Annotated in this window: 16 protein-coding genes; 10 read left to right on the forward strand and 6 right to left on the reverse strand. The window is 56.1% G+C overall.

Annotation, left to right across the window (positions count from 1 at the left end):
- Nucleotides 1–168: 168 nt before the first annotated feature.
- Both E1J53_RS22670 and E1J53_RS22675 read right to left on the reverse strand, forming a co-directional pair.
- Nucleotides 169–603, reverse strand: a complete 435-nt coding sequence (locus E1J53_RS22670; protein ID WP_134274715.1) for a DUF1801 domain-containing protein — start codon at nt 601–603, stop codon at nt 169–171.
- 191 nt (nt 604–794) lie between these two features.
- Nucleotides 795–1268 (reverse strand): ecotin family protein, encoded by a 474-nt coding sequence (locus tag E1J53_RS22675; RefSeq protein ID WP_134274716.1) that lies wholly within the window; start codon nt 1266–1268, stop codon nt 795–797.
- Nucleotides 1269–1550: 282 nt separating this feature from the next.
- Here E1J53_RS22675 and E1J53_RS22680 point away from each other — a divergent pair, with 282 nt between their 5' ends.
- The 8 genes from E1J53_RS22680 (at nt 1551) to E1J53_RS22710 (ending at nt 12682) form a co-directional block, all read left to right on the forward strand.
- Nucleotides 1551–4922 (forward strand): methylmalonyl-CoA mutase family protein, encoded by a 3372-nt coding sequence (locus E1J53_RS22680; RefSeq protein ID WP_134274717.1) that lies wholly within the window; start codon nt 1551–1553, stop codon nt 4920–4922.
- Between the two features lie 85 nt (nt 4923–5007).
- Entirely contained in the window at nt 5008–5169 is a 162-nt protein-coding gene (locus E1J53_RS24025) for a DUF5522 domain-containing protein (protein ID WP_173021606.1), read from the forward strand.
- Nucleotides 5170–5182: 13 nt separating this feature from the next.
- Entirely contained in the window at nt 5183–5953 is a 771-nt protein-coding gene (locus tag E1J53_RS22685) for a helical backbone metal receptor (RefSeq protein WP_173021607.1), read from the forward strand.
- 56 nt (nt 5954–6009) lie between these two features.
- Nucleotides 6010–6492 (forward strand): acetyl-CoA carboxylase biotin carboxyl carrier protein subunit, encoded by a 483-nt coding sequence (locus E1J53_RS22690; RefSeq protein ID WP_253932289.1) that lies wholly within the window; start codon nt 6010–6012, stop codon nt 6490–6492.
- 64 nt (nt 6493–6556) lie between these two features.
- Nucleotides 6557–8032 (forward strand): acetyl/propionyl/methylcrotonyl-CoA carboxylase subunit alpha, encoded by a 1476-nt coding sequence (locus E1J53_RS22695; RefSeq protein ID WP_134274719.1) that lies wholly within the window; start codon nt 6557–6559, stop codon nt 8030–8032.
- Nucleotides 8033–8066: 34 nt separating this feature from the next.
- Nucleotides 8067–9608, forward strand: a complete 1542-nt coding sequence (locus E1J53_RS22700; protein ID WP_134274720.1) for an acyl-CoA carboxylase subunit beta — start codon at nt 8067–8069, stop codon at nt 9606–9608.
- 537 nt (nt 9609–10145) lie between these two features.
- Nucleotides 10146–11261 (forward strand): phosphotransferase family protein, encoded by a 1116-nt coding sequence (locus E1J53_RS22705; RefSeq protein ID WP_216650094.1) that lies wholly within the window; start codon nt 10146–10148, stop codon nt 11259–11261.
- A 197-nt stretch (nt 11262–11458) separates the two neighbouring features.
- Entirely contained in the window at nt 11459–12682 is a 1224-nt protein-coding gene (locus E1J53_RS22710; protein WP_134274721.1) for an acyl-CoA dehydrogenase family protein, read from the forward strand.
- On the opposite strand, the gene E1J53_RS22715 is transcribed toward E1J53_RS22710, so the two are convergent.
- The 3 genes from E1J53_RS22715 to E1J53_RS22725 form a co-directional block, all read right to left on the reverse strand.
- A complete protein-coding gene (locus E1J53_RS22715; RefSeq protein ID WP_134274722.1) occupies nt 12679–14340 on the reverse strand; it encodes an AMP-binding protein in 1662 nt (553 codons plus the stop codon). The genes E1J53_RS22710 and E1J53_RS22715 overlap by 4 nt on opposite strands.
- A 66-nt stretch (nt 14341–14406) precedes the next feature.
- Nucleotides 14407–15159, reverse strand: a complete 753-nt coding sequence (locus E1J53_RS22720; RefSeq protein WP_134274723.1) for a DUF6438 domain-containing protein — start codon at nt 15157–15159, stop codon at nt 14407–14409.
- A gap of 8 nt (nt 15160–15167) precedes the next feature.
- The gene (locus tag E1J53_RS22725) at nt 15168–16151 is read right to left on the reverse strand and encodes an OmpA family protein (protein ID WP_134274724.1); all 984 of its coding nucleotides are present in this window, start codon (nt 16149–16151) and stop codon (nt 15168–15170) included.
- A gap of 77 nt (nt 16152–16228) precedes the next feature.
- Here E1J53_RS22725 and E1J53_RS22730 point away from each other — a divergent pair, with 77 nt between their 5' ends.
- A complete protein-coding gene (locus E1J53_RS22730; protein ID WP_134274725.1) occupies nt 16229–16804 on the forward strand; it encodes a hypothetical protein in 576 nt (191 codons plus the stop codon).
- Between the two features lie 24 nt (nt 16805–16828).
- On the opposite strand, the gene E1J53_RS22735 is transcribed toward E1J53_RS22730, so the two are convergent.
- Entirely contained in the window at nt 16829–17788 is a 960-nt protein-coding gene (locus tag E1J53_RS22735) for a septal ring lytic transglycosylase RlpA family protein (RefSeq protein WP_134274726.1), read from the reverse strand.
- Nucleotides 17789–18056: 268 nt separating this feature from the next.
- On the opposite strand from E1J53_RS22735, the gene mnmA reads away from it, so the two are divergent.
- Nucleotides 18057–19163 carry a tRNA 2-thiouridine(34) synthase MnmA gene (gene mnmA, locus E1J53_RS22740; protein ID WP_134274727.1) on the forward strand — a complete coding sequence of 369 codons (1107 nt, stop codon included), beginning with the start codon at nt 18057–18059 and terminating at the stop codon, nt 19161–19163.
- Nucleotides 19164–19283: the final 120 nt, after the last annotated feature.

The following is a 19283-nucleotide window of genomic DNA, read 5'->3' on the forward strand; positions in this document are numbered from 1 at the left end:
GATACGGGTGAGGACACTCACCGTAATTCCGTCGCGTGAACTGCATCTGGCTAGAAGTAAGATCGTAAATAATGGTCAGCTAAACCACCTTTACCAATCCTGATGCTAACATATGAGCCGTCGAGTGTAACGAGCTGCTCGGAGGTGTCACGGGTAAAGAAGGAATTATTACTTGTGGCACGAACATTCGTGGTGCTCGTTCAGATAGGCGATGGTCTCCTCGCAGAGCTTTTTCAGCGTGGGAATGTCAATGTCCGCCAATTTTTTGACGTAAATGCAGGCTTTGCCCATTTTGAACTTGCCCAGGTCTGCCAGAAGTCGTTCGCTTTTCTCGGTATGCGAGTACACGTAAAGGGAGAAAGCTGCTTTGCGGGGGGAGAAGCCAAGCATGGGGGCGTCTCCCTCGTGGCCGCTGGCGTACTTATAGTGATAATTACCAAAACCAATGATGGTGGGACCCCACATCTTAGGTGCAAACCCGGACCATTCTTGCATCAACTCGACCAGTTGAAAGCTATCGGCTTTCTTTTGGTCCTTATCCACGTAGGCGTTAACGAACTCAGTGACGTTGACGTCGGTTTCGGCGGTTTTGTTTTTGGCCATGGTGGAATTTTTTGGGCTTTCAAATGATGGGTGAACATTAGTTATAGGCTGTTCCGTGAATTAATCCTTTGGCGATCAAGTTCTTGAATTTTCCAGTAGCGGCAAGGCATGCCTTGCCGCTACCATTTGCCCCTCTGAACTGCCGCGATTCCGCAGGAATCGCTGAAGAACCCTCACGGAACACCCTAACATTAGTTGTTGGTTGCCCGATATTCCCGCTCGATCCTGGTCCAGAATTTATACCGGACCTCAAATTGCTCCGGTACGTAGATCACGACGGGTAACCGGCTGTTGTAAGGGACCAGCGCGGGAGCAGCACGGACGAATTCCAGGTGCCGGTCGGCCTCCGGGCACCCCATCAGGGTGGAGAATACCTTACCGTCCCCTTCGAAAGTATAGAAGTTATACCCCCATCCCTCCACCGTTTGTTGAATGAGCTGACCGGAAAGGAAGTGATCGTTGCAGTCAATTTCCATTGGTATGCCCACATAGACCTCCACGGTGAAGTTGTGTTCTTCCATCAGTTGGGGAAGGTTAATGACGTACCGTGTCTGGCCGGGGTTGGCGGCGGGAAACATGGAGAGGTCAGAGCTTTGTTGCCCCAGAAGAGCCGTGGAAACCAAAGTGAAAAGAGCTACCTTAATGATGTGAAGGATTGGCCGCATAGGGTACGGGGATAAAGTGATGAAAGTACCGGCTACCGACTTAAATATACCACTTCAGGTTTTCCCTGAAGTGATGGGATGGTGCTTCCGGTAGGAATGCTCCCCCGGAAAGACAGTAGTTGCCGAACGGGGTGGGCTGATTACCGCTTCACTTTGTTTGGTACTTCCCTAGCTCCCCCAGGACCCTTACCTTTGCACTTTATTTACGATCCCTAAGCGGAAGAACTACATCTTTTTGCGGGATCTCGTGTTGTACCCTCAGCCCCTAACCGTCGATCATTTATGGAAAAGACCAGCCCCTACCAGGCCAAGCACAAAATCCGGATTCTCACCAGCGGCTCCCTCTTTGACGGCCACGATGCGGCCATCAACATCATGCGGCGCATCATTCAGCGCTCGGGCGGAGAGGTCATTCACCTGGGGCATAACCGGCCGGTTCACGAGATCGTGAACGCCGCCATCCAGGAAGACGTGCAGGGGATCGCCATCACCAGCTACCAGGGTGGGCACAATGAGTTTTTCAAATACGCCTACGACCTGCTGCGGGAAAAGGGCGCCGGACACATCAAAATCTTTGGCGGCGGCGGCGGAACCATCCTACCCAGTGAAATTGAGGAACTGCACGCCTACGGCATCGACCGGATTTACAGTCCGGACGACGGCCGGGCCATGGGCCTCCAGGGCATGATCAATGACCTGCTGCAGCAGTGTGATTTTGCCATTGGCGCCAACCTGAACGGGGAGGTGAAAAAGATCAGTCCGGAGAACCACGTGGCGATCGCCCGCAGCATCTCGGCGGCCGAGAATTACCCGGAGGAAAGTAAGGAATGGCTTGCCGGACTGGCCAAAAAGGCCAAAGAAACCGGGACGCCGGTCCTGGGGATCACTGGCACGGGTGGTGCCGGGAAGTCCAGCCTCGTGGACGAGTTGGTCCTGCGTTACCTGACGGTCTTCCCCGACAAGAACCTGGGACTGATTTCCGTCGACCCCTCCAAGCGGAAGACGGGCGGAGCGCTGCTCGGCGACCGCATCCGGATGAACGCCATCGCCAGCGACCGCGTCTTCATGCGCTCCCTAGCCACGCGGCAGTATAACCTGGCCCTTTCCAAGGATATCGACAGCGCCATCACCATCATGAAGGCCGCCGGATTTGACCTCATCATTCTGGAAACTTCCGGGATCGGGCAGTCCGACAGCGAAATCGTCGACCACGCCGATCTTTCGGTCTACGTGATGACGCCAGAGTTCGGGGCGGCCAGTCAGTTGGAGAAAATTGACATGCTCGATTTTGCCGACCTGATCGCCATCAACAAATTTGATAAGCGCGGCGCGCCGGATGCCCTGCGGGACGTCAAGAAGCAGTACCAGCGCAACCACGATTTGTGGGAGACGCCGGCCGAGGAGATGCCCGTTTTTGGTACGATCGCCAGCCAGTTCAATGACCCCGGGGTAAACCGATTATTTCGGGTACTGATGGGCAAGTTGTTTCCCGATGCGAAGATCAGTGCGGGGGCGGAAGGCGAAAGCAGCAAGCAGTACATCATTCCGCCGGCCCGGGTGCGCTACCTAAGCGAGATCACCGACACCATCCGTCGCTACGACGAAGAAGTAAAGGCGCAGAGCGAAGTGGCCCGCACCCTTTTTGGGGTTGAGCGTAGCCTGCAGCATTTGGGCGCCGAAGCGCAGGATGCCGAAGCAATGGGTCCGGCAGTGCAGGCCCTGGAGGTCGCCAAGTCCGATCTGGAGCAACAGCTTACCGCCGAAAACAAGGCAATTCTGGACGGCTGGGCCGAGAAAAAGGCCGCTTACCAGCAGGACAACTTCACCTACCAGGTCCGCAACCGGGAGATTACCGTGGAGAACTTCACTACCTCCCTTTCCCACAACAAGATCCCCAAGGTCGTACTGCCCCGCTACCAGGACTACGGGGAAATCTTGCGGTGGTCCAAGCAGGAGAACGTTCCCGGAGAGTTTCCCTACACCGCCGGGGTGTTTCCCTTCAAGCGGAAGGGTGAAGACCCCACGCGGATGTTTGCCGGAGAGGGCGGGCCGGAGCGCACCAACAAGCGTTTTCACTACCTGAGCCAGAACATGCCCGCCAAGCGGCTGTCTACGGCCTTCGATTCGGTGACGCTCTACGGGGAAGACCCGGACTACCGTCCCGACATCTACGGTAAAGTGGGCAATTCCGGGGTGAACGTCTCCTCCCTCAACGACGCCAAGAAACTGTATTCCGGTTTTGATCTGTGTGACCCGAAAACGTCGGTGTCCATGACGATCAACGGACCGGCGGCAACGATGACCGCCTTCTTCATGAATGCGGCCATCGACCAGCAGTGTGAGCGCTACATCCGTGAGCACGGACTGGAAGACCGGGTAGAAGCCAAACTCAAAGAGGTCTACGACGACCGGGGGCTGCCCCGCCCCCGCTACGAGGGCGCCTTGCCCGAAGGGAACGACGGCCTGGGCTTGCTGCTGCTGGGGCTCACCGGTGATCAGGTTCTGGAACCCGAGGTGTACGCGGAACTGAAAGACAAGGCCCTCCGCGCCGTGCGCGGCACGGTACAGGCCGACATCCTCAAGGAGGACCAGGCCCAGAATACCTGCATCTTCTCCACGGAGTTTTCCCTGAAACTCATGGGCGATGTCCAGCAGGCCTTCATTGATCACGGCGTGCGCAACTTCTATTCCGTTTCCATTTCCGGTTACCACATCGCCGAAGCGGGGGCTAATCCCATCAGCCAGCTGGCCTTCACGCTGAGTAATGGCTTCACCTTCGTGGAATACTATCTGAGCCGGGGCATGGACATCAACGACTTTGCCCCCAACCTGTCCTTCTTCTTCTCCAACGGCGTAGACCCCGAATACGCCGTGATCGGCCGGGTTGCCCGCCGCATCTGGGCGAAGGCGATGAAACTCAAATACGGGGCAAATGATCGCTCCCAGAAGCTGAAGTACCACATCCAGACCTCGGGGCGCTCGCTGCACGCTCAGGAAATTGACTTCAACGATATCCGGACGACGCTGCAGGCGCTCTACGCCATCTACGACAACTGCAACTCCCTGCACACCAACGCCTATGACGAGGCCATCACGACGCCCACCGAGGAAAGCGTGCGCCGGGCGGTGGCCATCCAGATGATCATCAACCACGAGCTGGGACTGGCCAAAAACGAAAACCCCCTCCAGGGTGCCTTCATCATCGAAGAACTTACCGATTTGGTGGAAGAAGCCGTGATGGTTGAGTTTGACCGGATCACCGAACGGGGAGGAGTGCTCGGTGCCATGGAAACCATGTACCAACGCGGCAAGATTCAGGAGGAAAGCATGCACTACGAGATGCTTAAGCATACCGGCGAGTATCCCATCATCGGGGTGAATACCTTCCTGAGCGACAAGGGCTCCCCGACCATCGTTCCCGACGAGGTCATCCGGGCCACCAAGGAGGAAAAAGATCAGCAGATCACCAACCTGGAGGCCCTGCACGCCGTGAATCCCGGCCAGAGTAAGGCCGCACTGGAAAAGCTCAAAGCGGTTGCACTCGCGAACGGCAACGTCTTCGAGCAACTCATGGAATGCGCCAAAATTTGTTCGCTCGGCCAGATTACTGAAGCCCTGTTCTCGGTGGGCGGACAGTACCGGCGGAGTATGTAGGCTTTTTTAGTGCGGTAGTTCTGTAATATCGCGAGATTACCAGCAACGGCGCCACCAGTAACCAGACAACCAGCAACCAACTCCAATGGCAGATTCATCGGATTTTTACGTTGACGACGACGGGATGTACGTGATGACCGCAGCCTTCCACCTGCGTCGGGGATACTGTTGTGGGAACCGTTGTAAGCATTGCCCCTACGATCACGTAAACGTACCGGGTGGCAAACAACAGTCGGAGGATGATTGAAAGCCGGGATCAATTGAATACGCTCCACCGCTTTGCAAAGGTGCCGGAAAGGATTGTTTCTCTGGTGCCTTCGATTACCGAGTTGCTCTGCGACCTGGGGTTGGCAGACCGAATAGTGGGCTGCACTAAATTTTGCGTGTATCCGCGGCACCTGCGCTCGCGCCAAAAGAATATTGGAGGAACGAAGAATCCACGGCTGGAAAAAATTAGTGACCTGGAGCCCGACATTATCCTGGCGAATAAGGAGGAAAACCGACGGGAAGACGTTGATCGGCTACGAGATGTTGCGCCCGTTTGGGTCAGTGACGTTCCCAGCCTGGAAGCCGGAGAAGACCTGATTCGGAGCCTTGCGGAACTATTTAATGCCGGCGACTTAGGCGATAGCATTATTCGGGCGAACCGGGCCAGCCTCGCGGAACAAAAGCTACCCCAGCGCAAGTCTGCCCTCTACCTCATCTGGCGGGAACCGTTTATGGGAGCGGGGCGCGATACCTTCATTCACGACGTGATGAATCGCCTCGGTTTTGATAACGTCCTTGCGAACCGAACCCGGTACCCCGAGGTAGAAACCAGGGAATTGGAAGACTTGGCTCCGCAGCTGATTTTGCTTTCTTCCGAACCCTATCCCTTTACTAATGCTCACCTTGAAGACATGCAAAAACTATTTCCCTTCGCCGAAATCCGATTGGTTAATGGAGAGTACTTTTCCTGGTACGGTTCCAGGATTGGTCACCTCCGAAGCATTTACGTTGCGGAGCAGGAGCCTTCCCCGGAAACATGCTAACGATCACCTGCCGAAGCCATTAATTCGTCTATCTTAGACCCGAAAATATTCTCGTCTTGACTACACAGTACACCCTGAAAAGCGATCACGGAAAAGTTGCCGTTGATCGTTCTACCATCGACCATCTTGACCTTATTCCGCTGGGTAACGACGAATACCACCTGGTGTCTGACGGTAAGTCCTTTCGCGTAAAATTGCTCTCCATAGATTTGAGTGCGGGCACGGTGTCGCTGCTGGTGAACGACCGCACCTACACCTTTGAGGTAGCCGATGAATACGATCAGCTGATTGATCAGCTGGGACTTGACGTGGTCGCGGACCAGAAGCTCAGCAGTATTCAGAGTCCCATGCCCGGACTGATCCTGGACATTCTCGTGAAACCCGGGGATACGGTGGCCAAAGGTGACCAACTGGTGATTCTGGAGGCCATGAAAATGGAAAACATCCTCAAGGCCGACGGCGAGGGCGTCGTGAAGTCCATTGAAGTTGAGCAAGGAGCAGCCGTGGAGAAGGGGCAGGTCCTCATTGAGATGGAATAGCCCGAGGCCCGAATTTATCCCAAAGATCAGCGGACAAAAGCGCCGCAACAAAGAGCAACTACCCATGCAAAAAATTCTGATTGCCAACCGCGGTGAAATTGCCCTGCGGGTTATGCGCACCGCCCGCAGGATGGGCATCAAAACGGTAGCGGTCTACTCCGAGGTTGACCGTAATGCCCCCCACGTCGTGTACGCCGATGAGGCGGTGCTGCTGGGCCCCTCACCCTCCAGCGAGTCCTATCTGGTGATGGACAAGATTATCGCGGCCGCCAAGGAAACCGGAGCCGAGGGAATTCACCCCGGCTACGGCTTTTTGAGCGAGAATGCCGTCTTCGCCCAGAAGGTTACGGATGCCGGCATTACGTTCATCGGTCCGCGCCCCCACGCTATCGAGGTGATGGGTAACAAACTGGCGGCCAAGGAAACCGTAGCGGATTACGATATCCCCATGGTGCCGGGGATCGAGGAGGCCATCACCGACATCGAGTTGGCCAAAAAAATCGGGGACGAGATCGGTTATCCCATCCTGATCAAGGCCGCCGCCGGCGGCGGCGGAAAGGGGATGCGGATCGTGGACCGCCGCGAGGACCTGGCCGAGCAGATGGCCCGGGCCATCAGTGAAGCCAAGTCGGCCTTCGGCGACGGATCGGTATTCATTGAGAAGTACGTGACCAGTCCGCGACACATCGAAATTCAGGTCATGGCGGACAACCACGGAAACGTGGTGCACCTGTTCGAGCGGGAATGCAGCATTCAGCGCCGCCACCAGAAGGTGGTGGAGGAAGCACCCTCGGCCGTACTCACCCCCGAGCTGCGGGAGCGGATGGGGGAGGCTGCCGTCCGGGTGGCCAAGTCCTGCGATTACACCGGAGCGGGTACGGTAGAATTTCTGCTGGACGCCGACCACAATTTCTACTTCCTGGAGATGAATACCCGATTGCAGGTGGAGCATCCCGTAACGGAGATCATTACGCAGCTGGACCTGGTGGAGCACCAAATCCGGGTGGCGCGGGGAGAAAAGCTGGCCTTTACCCAGGAGGACCTCAGTATTCACGGTCACGCCATCGAGGTGCGGGTGTACGCCGAGGACCCCTTCAACAACTTCCTGCCCGCCATCGGGACCCTGGAGACCTACGTCCGTCCGGAAGGGGAGGGCGTGCGCCTGGATGACGGCTACCGGGAGGGGATGGACATTCCCATTTACTACGACCCAATGCTGTCCAAGCTGATCGCCTACGGCGCCAACCGGGGGGAGGCCCTGGAACGCCTGAAGAAGGCCATTGAAGACTATAAAATCAAGGGAGCCACGACGACCAAGGAGTTTGGCAAGTTCGTGGCGGATCACCCCGCCTTCGTGTCGGGAGATTTCGACACCCACTTCGTAAAACAATACTGGACGGAGGAAGCCCAGGCGGAGTTCCTGAAGGGAGATATGGAGGTAGCCGCCGCGGCGGGCCTTAAGCTCTTCCTGGGGGCCAGCCACCGTTTGCGGACGGTGCAGAGCCGCCCCACGAACTGGTCCGCCGAAAACCGTTGTTAATTCCCTTCGCCAACTAAAGATATTTCAGCCCATCATGACTGATCCCGTAAAAACACTTCAGGAAAAACTGGCCGCCGCCAAACTGGGCGGTGGACAGGACCGCATTGACCGCCAGCACGAAAAAGGCAAACTGACCGCCCGGGAGCGTGTCCATTTTCTCATGGACGAAGGCTCCTTCGAGGAAATAGGTGCCCTGGTCACCCACCGTTCGCGTGACTTCGGCATGGACAAGCAGGTCTTTCCCGGTGACGGGGTAGTGACCGGCTACGGAACGGTGGACGGGCGCCTCGTTTACGTGTATTCTCAGGACTTCACCGTTTTTGGCGGGTCCCTCTCCGAAACCCACGCCGAGAAAATCTGCAAGATCATGGAGATGGCGATGAAGAACGGCGCTCCGCTGATCGGCCTCAACGACAGTGGCGGCGCCCGGATTCAGGAGGGCGTCAAATCCCTCGGGGGGTACGCGGACATCTTTTACCGCAACGTGATGGCCAGTGGCGTGATTCCGCAGATCAGTGCCATTATGGGGCCCTGTGCGGGAGGCGCGGTGTACTCTCCGGCGATGACGGACTTCACCATCATGGTGCGCGATACGAGTTACATGTTCGTTACCGGTCCCAACGTGGTGAAGACGGTCACTAATGAGGAAGTTACCGCTGAAGAGTTGGGCGGCGCGAGTGCGCATTCCACCAAATCCGGAGTGACGCACCTAACGGCGGCCAACGACATTGACTGTATTGCTAAAATCAAGCAGTTGCTCAGTTATCTGCCCCAGAACTGTGAGGACAAGCCCGAGAAAATACCCTACGAGCTGGGAACGGAGGTGCGCACGGCACTGGATTCCATTGTGCCCGAAAGTCCGAACCAGCCCTATGACATGCGGGAGGTGATTACGGGCATTACCGACGAGGGCTCCTTCTTCGAGATTCACCCAGATTACGCGGACAACATCGTGGTGGGCTTCGCCCGCCTGGGCGGGCGCTCGGTGGGCGTGGTGGCCAACCAGCCGATGAGCCTGGCCGGGGTGCTGGACGTAGAGAGCTCGCGCAAGGCGGCGCGCTTCACCCGTACCTGCGACTGTTTCAACGTGCCGCTGCTGGTGCTCGTGGACGTGCCGGGCTTCCTGCCGGGAACCGACCAGGAGTGGAGTGGTATCATCACCAACGGCGCCAAATTGCTTTACGCCCTGAGTGAGGCGACCGTTCCGCGGGTGACGCTCATCACCCGTAAGGCCTATGGTGGAGCGTATGACGTGATGAACTCCAAGCACATTGGGGCGGACATGAACTTTGCCTGGCCGACGGCGGAAATTGCCGTGATGGGGGCTAAGGGCGCGAGTGAGATCATTTTCCGCCGGGAGATCAAGGCGGCCGACGATCCGGCAGCGAAGCTGGCCGAGAAAGAGGCGGAATACGGCGAGAAGTTTGCTAATCCCTACCGGGCGGCGTCACGCGGGTTTATTGACGAGGTGATTTTACCGCGGGATTCCCGGCGTAAACTGATCAAGGCCTTTGCCATGCTGGAGAACAAGGTGGCCAGAATTCCCCGCAAGAAGCACGGTAATATTCCGTTGTAGGAAATCGGGGTTAAGGAAAATTTGGGCGTCGGAAATCGGGTCCGTCTACATGTAGACTTAGTCGACATGAGTTGGGTTTTGGCTTAAAAATTTTCCGTTTTTTAGCCTTCCGTCTACATGCAGGCTTAGTAGGCGTGAGTTGAATTTTGGCTTAGGAATTTTTCCGTTTTTCTAGCCTTCCGCCTACATGTAGGCTTAGTAGGCGTGAGTTGAAGTTTGACTTGGGGTTTTTTCCGTTTTTCCAACCTTCCGCTTACATGTAGGCTTAGTAGGCGTGAGTTAAATTTTGGCTTGGGGATTTTCCGTTTTTCTAGCCTTCCGCCTACATGTAGACTTAGTAGGCGTGAGTTGAATTTTGGCTTGGGGTTTTTTCCGTTTTTCCAGCCTTCCACCTACATGTAGACTTAGTCGACGCGAGTTGGATTTTGGCTTAAAAATTTTCCGTTTTTTAGCCTTCCGTCTACAAGTAGACTTAGTCGACGAAAGCTGATTTTTCCCCAAAAAATCAAATTTTCCCACCCAACTTGTCCGGGGGAAATGCACATCTTTTTTCACCAGTTGTCCCGGGTACGGCCACTCAACGTATTTTGGGCGCTGAACGCAGGTGCCATGAAGCTCGATCAAGCAAAGAATATCCGTAAGGGAGAAGAACTCAACTGGGAAAAACTGGAGGCCTACCTCCGGGAGGAACTCCCCGATCTGACCACGGGACCGATGGAGGTGGCGCAGTTTCACGGCGGACACGCCAATCTCACCTACCTGATTCGGTTTGGGGAGCGGGAGATGGTGCTTCGCCGCCCGCCCTTCGGGAAAATCGCCCCCGGCGCCCACGATATGCAGCGGGAATACCGGGTCTTGTCGCGCCTCAATGATCACTTTGCACCCGCGCCCCGCGCCCATCTGCTGTGCACGGACCCGGACGTCATCGGTGCGGAGTTCATCCTCATGCAACGGCGCAACGGAGTCGTGGTCCGGTATAAACTCCCGGAATGCTTCGCCGATACGCCGGACGCCGAAAACCGACTCTCGGATGCCCTGATGAAGGTTTGCGCGGACCTGCACCTCGTAGACGTAGCGGCCGCCGGACTTTCGGAACTCGGTCGGCCGGAAGGATTTATCGACCGACAATTGCGGGGATGGGCCAAACGCTGGGCGCTCTCCAAAACGGAGGAAAATGCGGATATGGACCAGACCATGGAACGGCTGCTGGAAGAAGTTCCCGCCCCCCAGCGCGTATCCATCGTGCACGGCGACCTGAAGTTCGACAATTGCCAGTTCCAGCCCGACAACCCGGACGAAGTGACCTCCGTCTTTGACTGGGATATGGCCACCCTCGGGGACCCGCTGGTGGACCTGGCCGGCCTCCTGAGCTTCTGGCCCGACCCGGAGCTCGATCCCCGACGCGTGCCCGTACTTTTGGCCGGCGATTTCCCCGATAAAGCCTACCTCAAAGAACGCTACGCTGCCTACAGTGGATTGGACCTTTCCCGCATGGACTGGTACGAATCCTTCGCCTGCTATAAAACCGCCGTCATCGCCCAGCAACTCTACCGTCGGTTTGCCGACGGCGCCACCCAGGATCAACGGATGGCCGGCTTCGGGGAAACGGCGAAGGCGATGGCGGCATTGGCGTTTAGGAAGCTTCGAGGCTAAGGAGAAGGCTGAGGCTAAGGCTAAGGTGTTTCCGGAGGAAGTTTGCTCCGCAAACCGGTCGTATGCTTGAGACTTACGAGAAGAATAGAGGGCGGAATTTTGCTTCCGGTTTCAAGGGTTTTGATCAATTTGTCAAGTCGAGAGATAAAAGCTTCTCCTTATCCATTTCCCTTAATTTCTCTACCTTCCCATCCATCATGCATTTCGACTACAACGACACCACCAAAGACTATCTCCAACGGGTCCGGGCCTTCATGGCCGAGCACATTTATCCCATCGAACGGGAGTACGAAACCTGGACCAAAGCCAACCCCTGGCGGGTATTTCCCGGGATGGCGGCCCTCAAGGAGAAAGCCAAAGCCGCGGGGCTTTGGAACCTTTTCCTTCCTGAGGAATACGGTGATCTGAGCCCCGGGCTGACGAACCTGGAATACGCCCCCCTGGCCGAAGAAATGGGCCGGGTCTTGTGGTCTTCGGAAGTGTTTAACTGCAACGCACCGGACACGGGAAACATGGAGGTGCTGGCCAAATACGGGAGCCCAAAGCAGCAACAAGCATGGCTTTTGCCCCTGATGGACGGTCAGATTCGTTCGGCCTTCCTCATGACCGAGCCGGAAGTGGCCAGCTCCGACGCGACCAACATCGCCACCAGTATCCGGCGGGAAGGGGAGGAATACGTGATCAATGGCCGGAAGTGGTGGAGCACCGGGGCGATGAATCCCGAATGTGGCTTTTACATCGTGATGGGCAAAACCGATCCGGAGGCGCCGCGACACCTGCAGCAAAGTATGATTATCGTTCCGGCCGACAGTCCCGGCGTCAAGGTTGAGCGACCCCTGGAGGTATTCGGCACGCATGATTCTCCGCACGGGCACGCGGAGATCAGCCTGACGGACGTCCGCGTTCCGGTGGATAACATTATTCTGGGCGAGGGTAGGGGATTCGAGATCGCCCAGGGCCGCCTGGGACCGGGAAGAATCCACCACTGCATGCGCCTGATCGGGGCCGCCCAGCGGAGCCTGGAACTGATGTGCCAGCGGGTGGGGAATCGCACGGCCTTCGGCCGTGACCTCAGCAAGTTCAGTAGTATCCGGCAGGACGTTGCCCTTTCGCGCTGCGAAATCGAGCAGGCCCGACTCCTGACGCTATCGGCCGCCGACCGGATTGACCGTCACGGAATAAAAACCGCCAAGGACCTGGTGGCCATGATCAAGATCGTTGCCCCGCGGATGGCCCAGACGGTCATTGACCGGTCGATTCAGTCCCACGGTGGATTGGGGGTAAGCTCGGACACGCCCCTGGCGGGCTTCTGGATCTACGCCCGGAGCATCCGGCTGGCCGATGGCCCGGATGAAGTCCATATGTTCCAGCTGGGCCGAAACACTATCGCTACGTTGGGATCAAAAGAGGGGCCGGCTTAGGACTCCCAGCAGACCATTTCCGAATCTTCAATCCAGCCCAGCAGCTGGTCCTTGTACCGTTCGTGCATCTTGATCTTCAGGGTTGGCGTGAGTAGTCCGTTTTCGATGCTGAAGGGCTCTTTGGCGACGACCACCGCCGCCACCTTTTTGTAGGAGGCTAGGCCTTCGTTGACCCGTTCGGCCTGCTCTGCCAAACGGGTGGTCACGGCATCCTGCGTCCGCGCCGCCGCTGCTTCCGAAAGGGAAACCATCAGTACGGGCTGAGGCATGCCCAGGCCGAGCAGACACATCTGCTCCACGTCCGTGTTACCCTCGAATTTCTGTTCGATCTCTTTGGGCACAATGAATTTGGCCTTGGCGGACTTGAAGGTATCCTTCACCCTTCCGGTAATGTAGAGGAAGCCCTCGTCGTCGATGTAGCCCTGGTCTCCGGTATGTAGCCAGCCATCCCGGATGGTTTCGGCGGTCTTATCCGGGCTCTTGTAGTAGCCCGTCATGGTATAATCCGCGCGCGTCAGGATTTCGTTAGTGTCGGGGTCGATACGACATTCCGTTCCTGGTTGGGTTTTTCCCACCGACCCGGGCTTGTTCTGGCCGGGAAACAGCATGTGGGAAGTGGCGCAATTCTCCGTCATGCCGTAGGCTTCGGAGAGCGTAATGCCGATGCGGTTGAAGAAGGCTTTGGTTTCTTCCGGGATCGCGGCGGCTCCGGTAATGTTCCGTCGGCTGCGGTCGAGGCCCAGACCACTGCGGATTTTGCGCTTCACCAGGGTAGAAATGAGGGGAATCTTCAGCAGGCGATTCAGCTTTTCTTCGGGCATCTTCGCCAGGATTCCGCTGCGCAACTTGGTCCAGATGCGGGGTACGGCAAAAAACAGGGTGGGACGGATGTCCTTCAGGTTGGCCGCAAACCGTTCGATGGACTCCGTAAAGGCGATGCAACCTCCGTGCGTAATGCACATCAGCTCGATCACGCCGCGCTCGGCGATGTGATTGAGGGGAAGGAAACTGAAGAACTGGTTGTTGCCGTTGCGGTCCAGATTGAGGGGGTTGGTGGTATCCAGCTGCTGAGCGACGTTGCTCAGCGTGCCGTAGGTATGCATGACACCCTTGGGGGTTCCGGTGGTGCCGGAGGTGAAAATGATGGTCCAAAGGTCATCGTGGGCGGGCACGGGAGAATCCGTGAAGGGCTCCGTTTCTTCCAGAATTTCTTCCCAGGCTTTTCCCCGTTCGATTTTGCTGTTGCCGGCATAATGCGGGAAGCGGATGATGGGCATGTCGTCGGGAACCCCGGTTCCCATGTCCTCCCAAACTTCCATCTTTCCTGCAAACAGCAGCGCAACGTCTCCGAGGCGGAGTACTTCATTAATCTGCTCCCCCGTAAGGGTGGCGAAGAAGGGGACCGAAACGTGACCGGCCATCATGATGGCCAGGTCGGCGATGATCCACTCCCGGCAATTTTTGGACACCAACCCGATTTTACTCCCCTTGGGTAAGTTCTGTTGTATCAGGTAGTTGGCCATTTTCCGGGCCATTAGTCCCGCTTCCCCCCAGGAGTAGGTTTCCCAGCGTTCGCCGAAGGGTTGCTTGAGAAAAGGCTTGTCGGGGTGAGCTTTTTCCCGCCGGTAAAAGGCTTCAATGATGGTTTCTTGTTGCATGATCGAATTCTGTAGGCTTGCTATAATAATCTCCTGGTCAAGAGAAGAAGTCCGGAGCGTTTACTTCTACCCCCTGGGACCAACCGTCCCGTTTTTCTGAGCACTAATGACGGCAGCGTCCTGCCGCAGAAAGTCCAGAAATTCTTCTGATCCCATGATGTTGGGGTCGGTCGTGATCAGGTAGTAGTTGCCGTTGGGGGACAGCCGTTTCACGAGCTGAACGTTTTGTTTGCCGTAGCGGATGATCCAGGCTTCGGGTTTCACGTCTGCCTGTAGATGAACAATGATTTCTTCCCGGTCGAGGTTGTTGACGGGTTGAAATTTGTTGTCGGCAATCGTATCCGAGGTTTGCCGGAATCCGTCTTCGTGGGCCAGCCGGTTCATGGCTCTTTCCAGCGCCAGGAGTTCTTCGGGAGCCTGGTCCCGGTAAGAGGTAAGGTAGGCAGTACCATCGGCATCGTAGTACGTCATGTCGATGGACGGCAAATCGGGAATGTTGGTACGAAAGGTCCGGGGGTAGTTTTCAAAATCGGCGCGTTCAAAACTGTCAATCAGTGCCGTGGCCCGCCGCCGATCGATGGACTTCTCCCAGGTTCCGGGTCGGTCGGTAAATCTTTCTCCCATGAATACGACCAGTCCATTTTCGTACAAATCCACGGTGAAAACTTCGCAACGCCCGAAGCAGGATCCCCGGTGGTAGCTTACCCGCTTGGTGTATTGATCCGACTTGCTGACGATGGGGCCAAAGAGCTCACAGGAAAAGGTGCTCAACAACACCAGGGAAACGATCAGCCAACTCGGTTGGAAATGGGATTTCATGGTTGATCCTATTCGTTTACCGTAATGAAGATGTCCGTCCGGCGATTTGCCGTAGCTCCTTCCGTTGTATTACTGGGACTGATGGGATCGTAGAAGCCCTTTCCACCCGCAGTCAGTTTTCCGGGATTCAATCCATAGTTGACCAGTTGCTGGGCCACGTTGATGGCTTTATCGGTGCTGTCTTCGTAGGCTCTCAACGCGTTCTGGTTCTGGCTGTCCATGTGTCCGACGATCAAAAATTCCGCCCGGGGATAATTTCTGAGGGTGCCGGCTAATTTTCTGAGGAGCTCCTGTCCGCGCAGACTAACGGTGAAGCCGTCGGAGTAGAGCACCCGCTCGGGCAGGCTGATCTGAAGGCGATTGATTCCCGCTCCGGCAATGACGACGTCACCGGGCGGGAGGTATTCCAGTAGCTGGTTGACGTCACTCTGAATGGTGTTGAGCTCCAGGGCGGCATTCTGGGTGGGGTTGAGGGGGCTTCTGGCAGAAACCGTTCCGTAGGTAGCGGGACCGGTGGGGTCTCCTCCCCCCGCCGGCGTGTAGGCATTTTCCAGGCGGGCGATGGCTTCTTCTCTGGCCTGCAGGTCTAATTCCAGCTGGCGAAGTTCCGCTTCACGGGCGGTCACCTCGGCGGTGCGTTCGGCAAGGCTCTGCTGCAGATCGGTCACCTGATTGCCGCTGGTGGACAGCATTTGCTGGTTCTGGTCCAGGAGTTCCTGGTAGCGGGTTTGCAGCGCCTGGTAACTCTGGTTCAGCGCCAGGTTGGTGGCCGTCAGTGACTCTACCTGTTGGATGCGTTGTTCGAGCTCATTACTCGATAGCCCCACTTCGTCGTAAGTACTGATGGCCTGCAGGTCGGCCAGACTATCGGCAGCGTTGGCCTCATTGCGGTAGTAGTTCCTTTCGGTAACGACGGCATCGTACTGGGTTTTTGGCACGCAGCTGCTGACGATGATCGTCAGGATGGCTACGGCAAATAGTGTTCGTTGCATGGGCTTTCAGTTGTTGGTTCAGCCTAAAAGTATAATAAAATGCAAGTAATATCTTTGTGGCCCTAAAAAAAGCATCTATGCGCTTCGTTCTTATCCTTTCTTGTGTGGCCGTTATGTTCAGTTGTAGTAACAACGATGCGGTGGCCCAAAGTGGAGAAACCCTGGTGGGCTCGGTAAATCCCAAGACGCCCCTGCGGCAAGAAAATAAGCCCGAAGAGGCTCAATTATCGGCCCTGATTCTCCGGATGGGAGAGGTCGAGGCCCCCAGGGGGCAAAAAGTCTGCCTGCCCGTAGTGGCGGAAGGGTTCACGGACCTGATCGGGTTTCAGTTCACGATGCGGCATGATAGTGCCGCGCTGAAGTATGAGCACGTTCGCGGCTTCACTCTGCCCGGCTATGGGCCCTCCAGTTTTGGTACCCGTTTTGCCGACCGGGGCTACGTTTCCACCCTATGGACGGACAACAACCTTACGGGCGCGACGCTACCTGACGGTGCCAAGCTCTTTGAAGTTTGTTTTACCAATCTCCAGGCACCCGGGGAAACTACGGAAGTACGCTTTGCTGACGGGCCAACCACCTTTGAAGTAATCGCCAAGGACATGAGTCAGCGAAAGATCGCCTACGCAAACGGGAGGGTAAGTACGCCGAAGTAGCCAGGCACCTTACGGAAGAAGACGTTATGGTCTTCTGCTCAGTACCACCGTAAAGCCATCCATTTTGTAGCGGCTCTTCAGGTCCGAAGCGTAATTTTTTGCGCTGGCCTGATCGTCAAAGGGGCCCAGGATAACCTTATATATGTGCCCTTCAGCGGCCGGTACCTTTTCGATCAGGATGTTGTCGAACCATTTTTTCTGTAGTTGGGCCACCTTGTCGATCGCCCGCTCAATTTCCCGGAAACTGCCCACCTGGACCCCAAAATTACCGGCAGGTGGCGCCAGCAGTTCAATCTTATAGACACCCGGAGCAAAAGTGGATTGATCGCGGATCATGTCCTTGCTGTTTTCTCCGGTTCGTTTTACGGCTTCACGGGTGCTGGTAGCCGTCACGGTGGGGGTAGGGACCGTGATCTCGGGAGTCCTTTCGGCGGGAATCGGCGTGGGTTCCGGAGTAACCGTAACCGGAGCGGTACGACGGCTGCTTTGAGATTCAGGTTCAGCTGATGGCGTGTTTATTTCTTCGCGTGGACGCGGGGTGCTTACGACCGGTTCCGGATCGGTGGGAGGAATAACGACGGGTTCTTCCGTAACGACTGCACTGGTTCGGGAAGGCTGATCGGGGGTCGACAATAAGGTTACCTCTACCTGAGCGGTGGGTTTGCCGAGCATGCCAAGTTTAGCGGCAGCGGCTTCACTCAACTCAATAATTCTGCCCCGAATGAAGGGCCCCTTGTCAATAATTCTTACGATGGCCGTATTTCCGTTCTCAATATTTTTAACCCTCACGGTACTGTTGTAAGGGAAGAGTTTGTGGGCCGCCACCATTTTGGTCTTGTCGTAGATTTCACCGTAGGGGGTTTCCGCTCCCTCGTATTCACTGCTATAGTAGCTGGCCAGGCCTTCTTCGGTGTCACCCACTAACTGGGCGGTGGTGATGCTCGGTAAGGAAAACGTAAGTAGTAGTATCAGTAAAAGGCGCATAAGTGTTCTGTGGTTTCTGGTAAAGGTAACGTCGGGAATAAGATGGTTGTTATTTGGCCCAAAGTAGGCCTCAGGGCGCGGTCACGGTTTTCCAGCCGGGTAGTACGCCGGAGCCAGGTATAAATATTGTCTTTCGATTCTTTTATGATCTATTTCTCAACTGCTTGTGCCAAACTAGCGTTACTTTTGCGGCCGCTTAACCCCGGGGGTTAAGCCCACATTTTTTCATTTTGGCCGGGCTATGAACCCGTGCGAAAACGAATCAGATATGAGTAAGCACGGAAGGGTGCTCGTCGCCATGAGCGGCGGGATTGACAGCACCGTAACCGCAATGATCCTGCACGAACAGGGATACGAAGTCGTCGGGATCACTATGAAAACCTGGGATTACGCCAATTCCGGGGGGAACAAGAAAGAAACCGGATGCTGTAGTCTGGATTCGATCAACGACGCCCGCGCGGTATCCGTTGAGATGGGCTTTCCCCACTTTATCATTGATATCCGCGAGGAATTCGGGGATCACGTCATCGACAACTTTGTCGATGAATACATGGCCGGCCGTACGCCTAATCCCTGCGTACTGTGTAACACCCACATCAAATGGAGTGCTCTGCTGAAACGGGCGGATGCGATGGATTGCGAATTCATTGCCACCGGGCACTACGCCCAGCTGCACCAGGTGCAGGATTCCGGACGGTGGCACGTTCGGCGGAGCGCCGATGACCACAAGGATCAGAGCTACGTGTTGTGGGGTCTGAGCCAGGAGTGCATGGCCCGTAGCCGTTTTCCGCTTGGTCACATGACGAAACCCGAAGTGCGCCAATTAGCGGCAGATTTCGGTTACGAGGAATTGAGCAAGAAAGCCGAAAGCTTCGAAATTTGCTTCGTTCCCGACAACGATTATCGGGGCTTCCTCAAGCGGCGTGTACCCGGAATCGAACGGGAGCTGGCCGGAGGAAAGTTTGTCAGTACTTCCGGTGAAGTGCTCGGTGAACACCAGGGATACCCCTTCTATACCATTGGACAACGGAAGGGACTCGGAATTGCCCTGGGAGAACCGATGTACGTGACCAAAATCGATGCCGCCACGAATACCGTAACCCTCGGACGGGTGGAGGATCTGGTCCGGAATGGGATGACGGTAGGAGGAGTAACCCTGCAGAAGTACGCCGAACTTCCCAAGGAAGGTCTGGAACTGCTGACGAAGGTGCGCTACAAAGACCGTGGCACCCTATCTATGGTGGAGCAGCTGGCCCCCGACCGGGTCATGGTCGATTTTTACGCTGACGTCCGGGGCGTTGCTCCCGGACAAAGTGCCGTTTTCTACGAAGGAGACGACGTAGTAGGGGGCGGATTGATCCACACCAGCCGTTAATCTTCTAGCATAACCAAACGGTATTGCGATAAGAAAGGGCACCCCCCAAGCATGGAGGGTGCCCTTAAAATTTGTCTACAATAGTTATTCAAGTCTGTAGAACATATGTGTCTTCCGTCA

It is taken from the genome of Lewinella sp. W8 (genome assembly GCF_004375085.3).
Taxonomy (GTDB): domain Bacteria; phylum Bacteroidota; class Bacteroidia; order Chitinophagales; family Saprospiraceae; genus Neolewinella.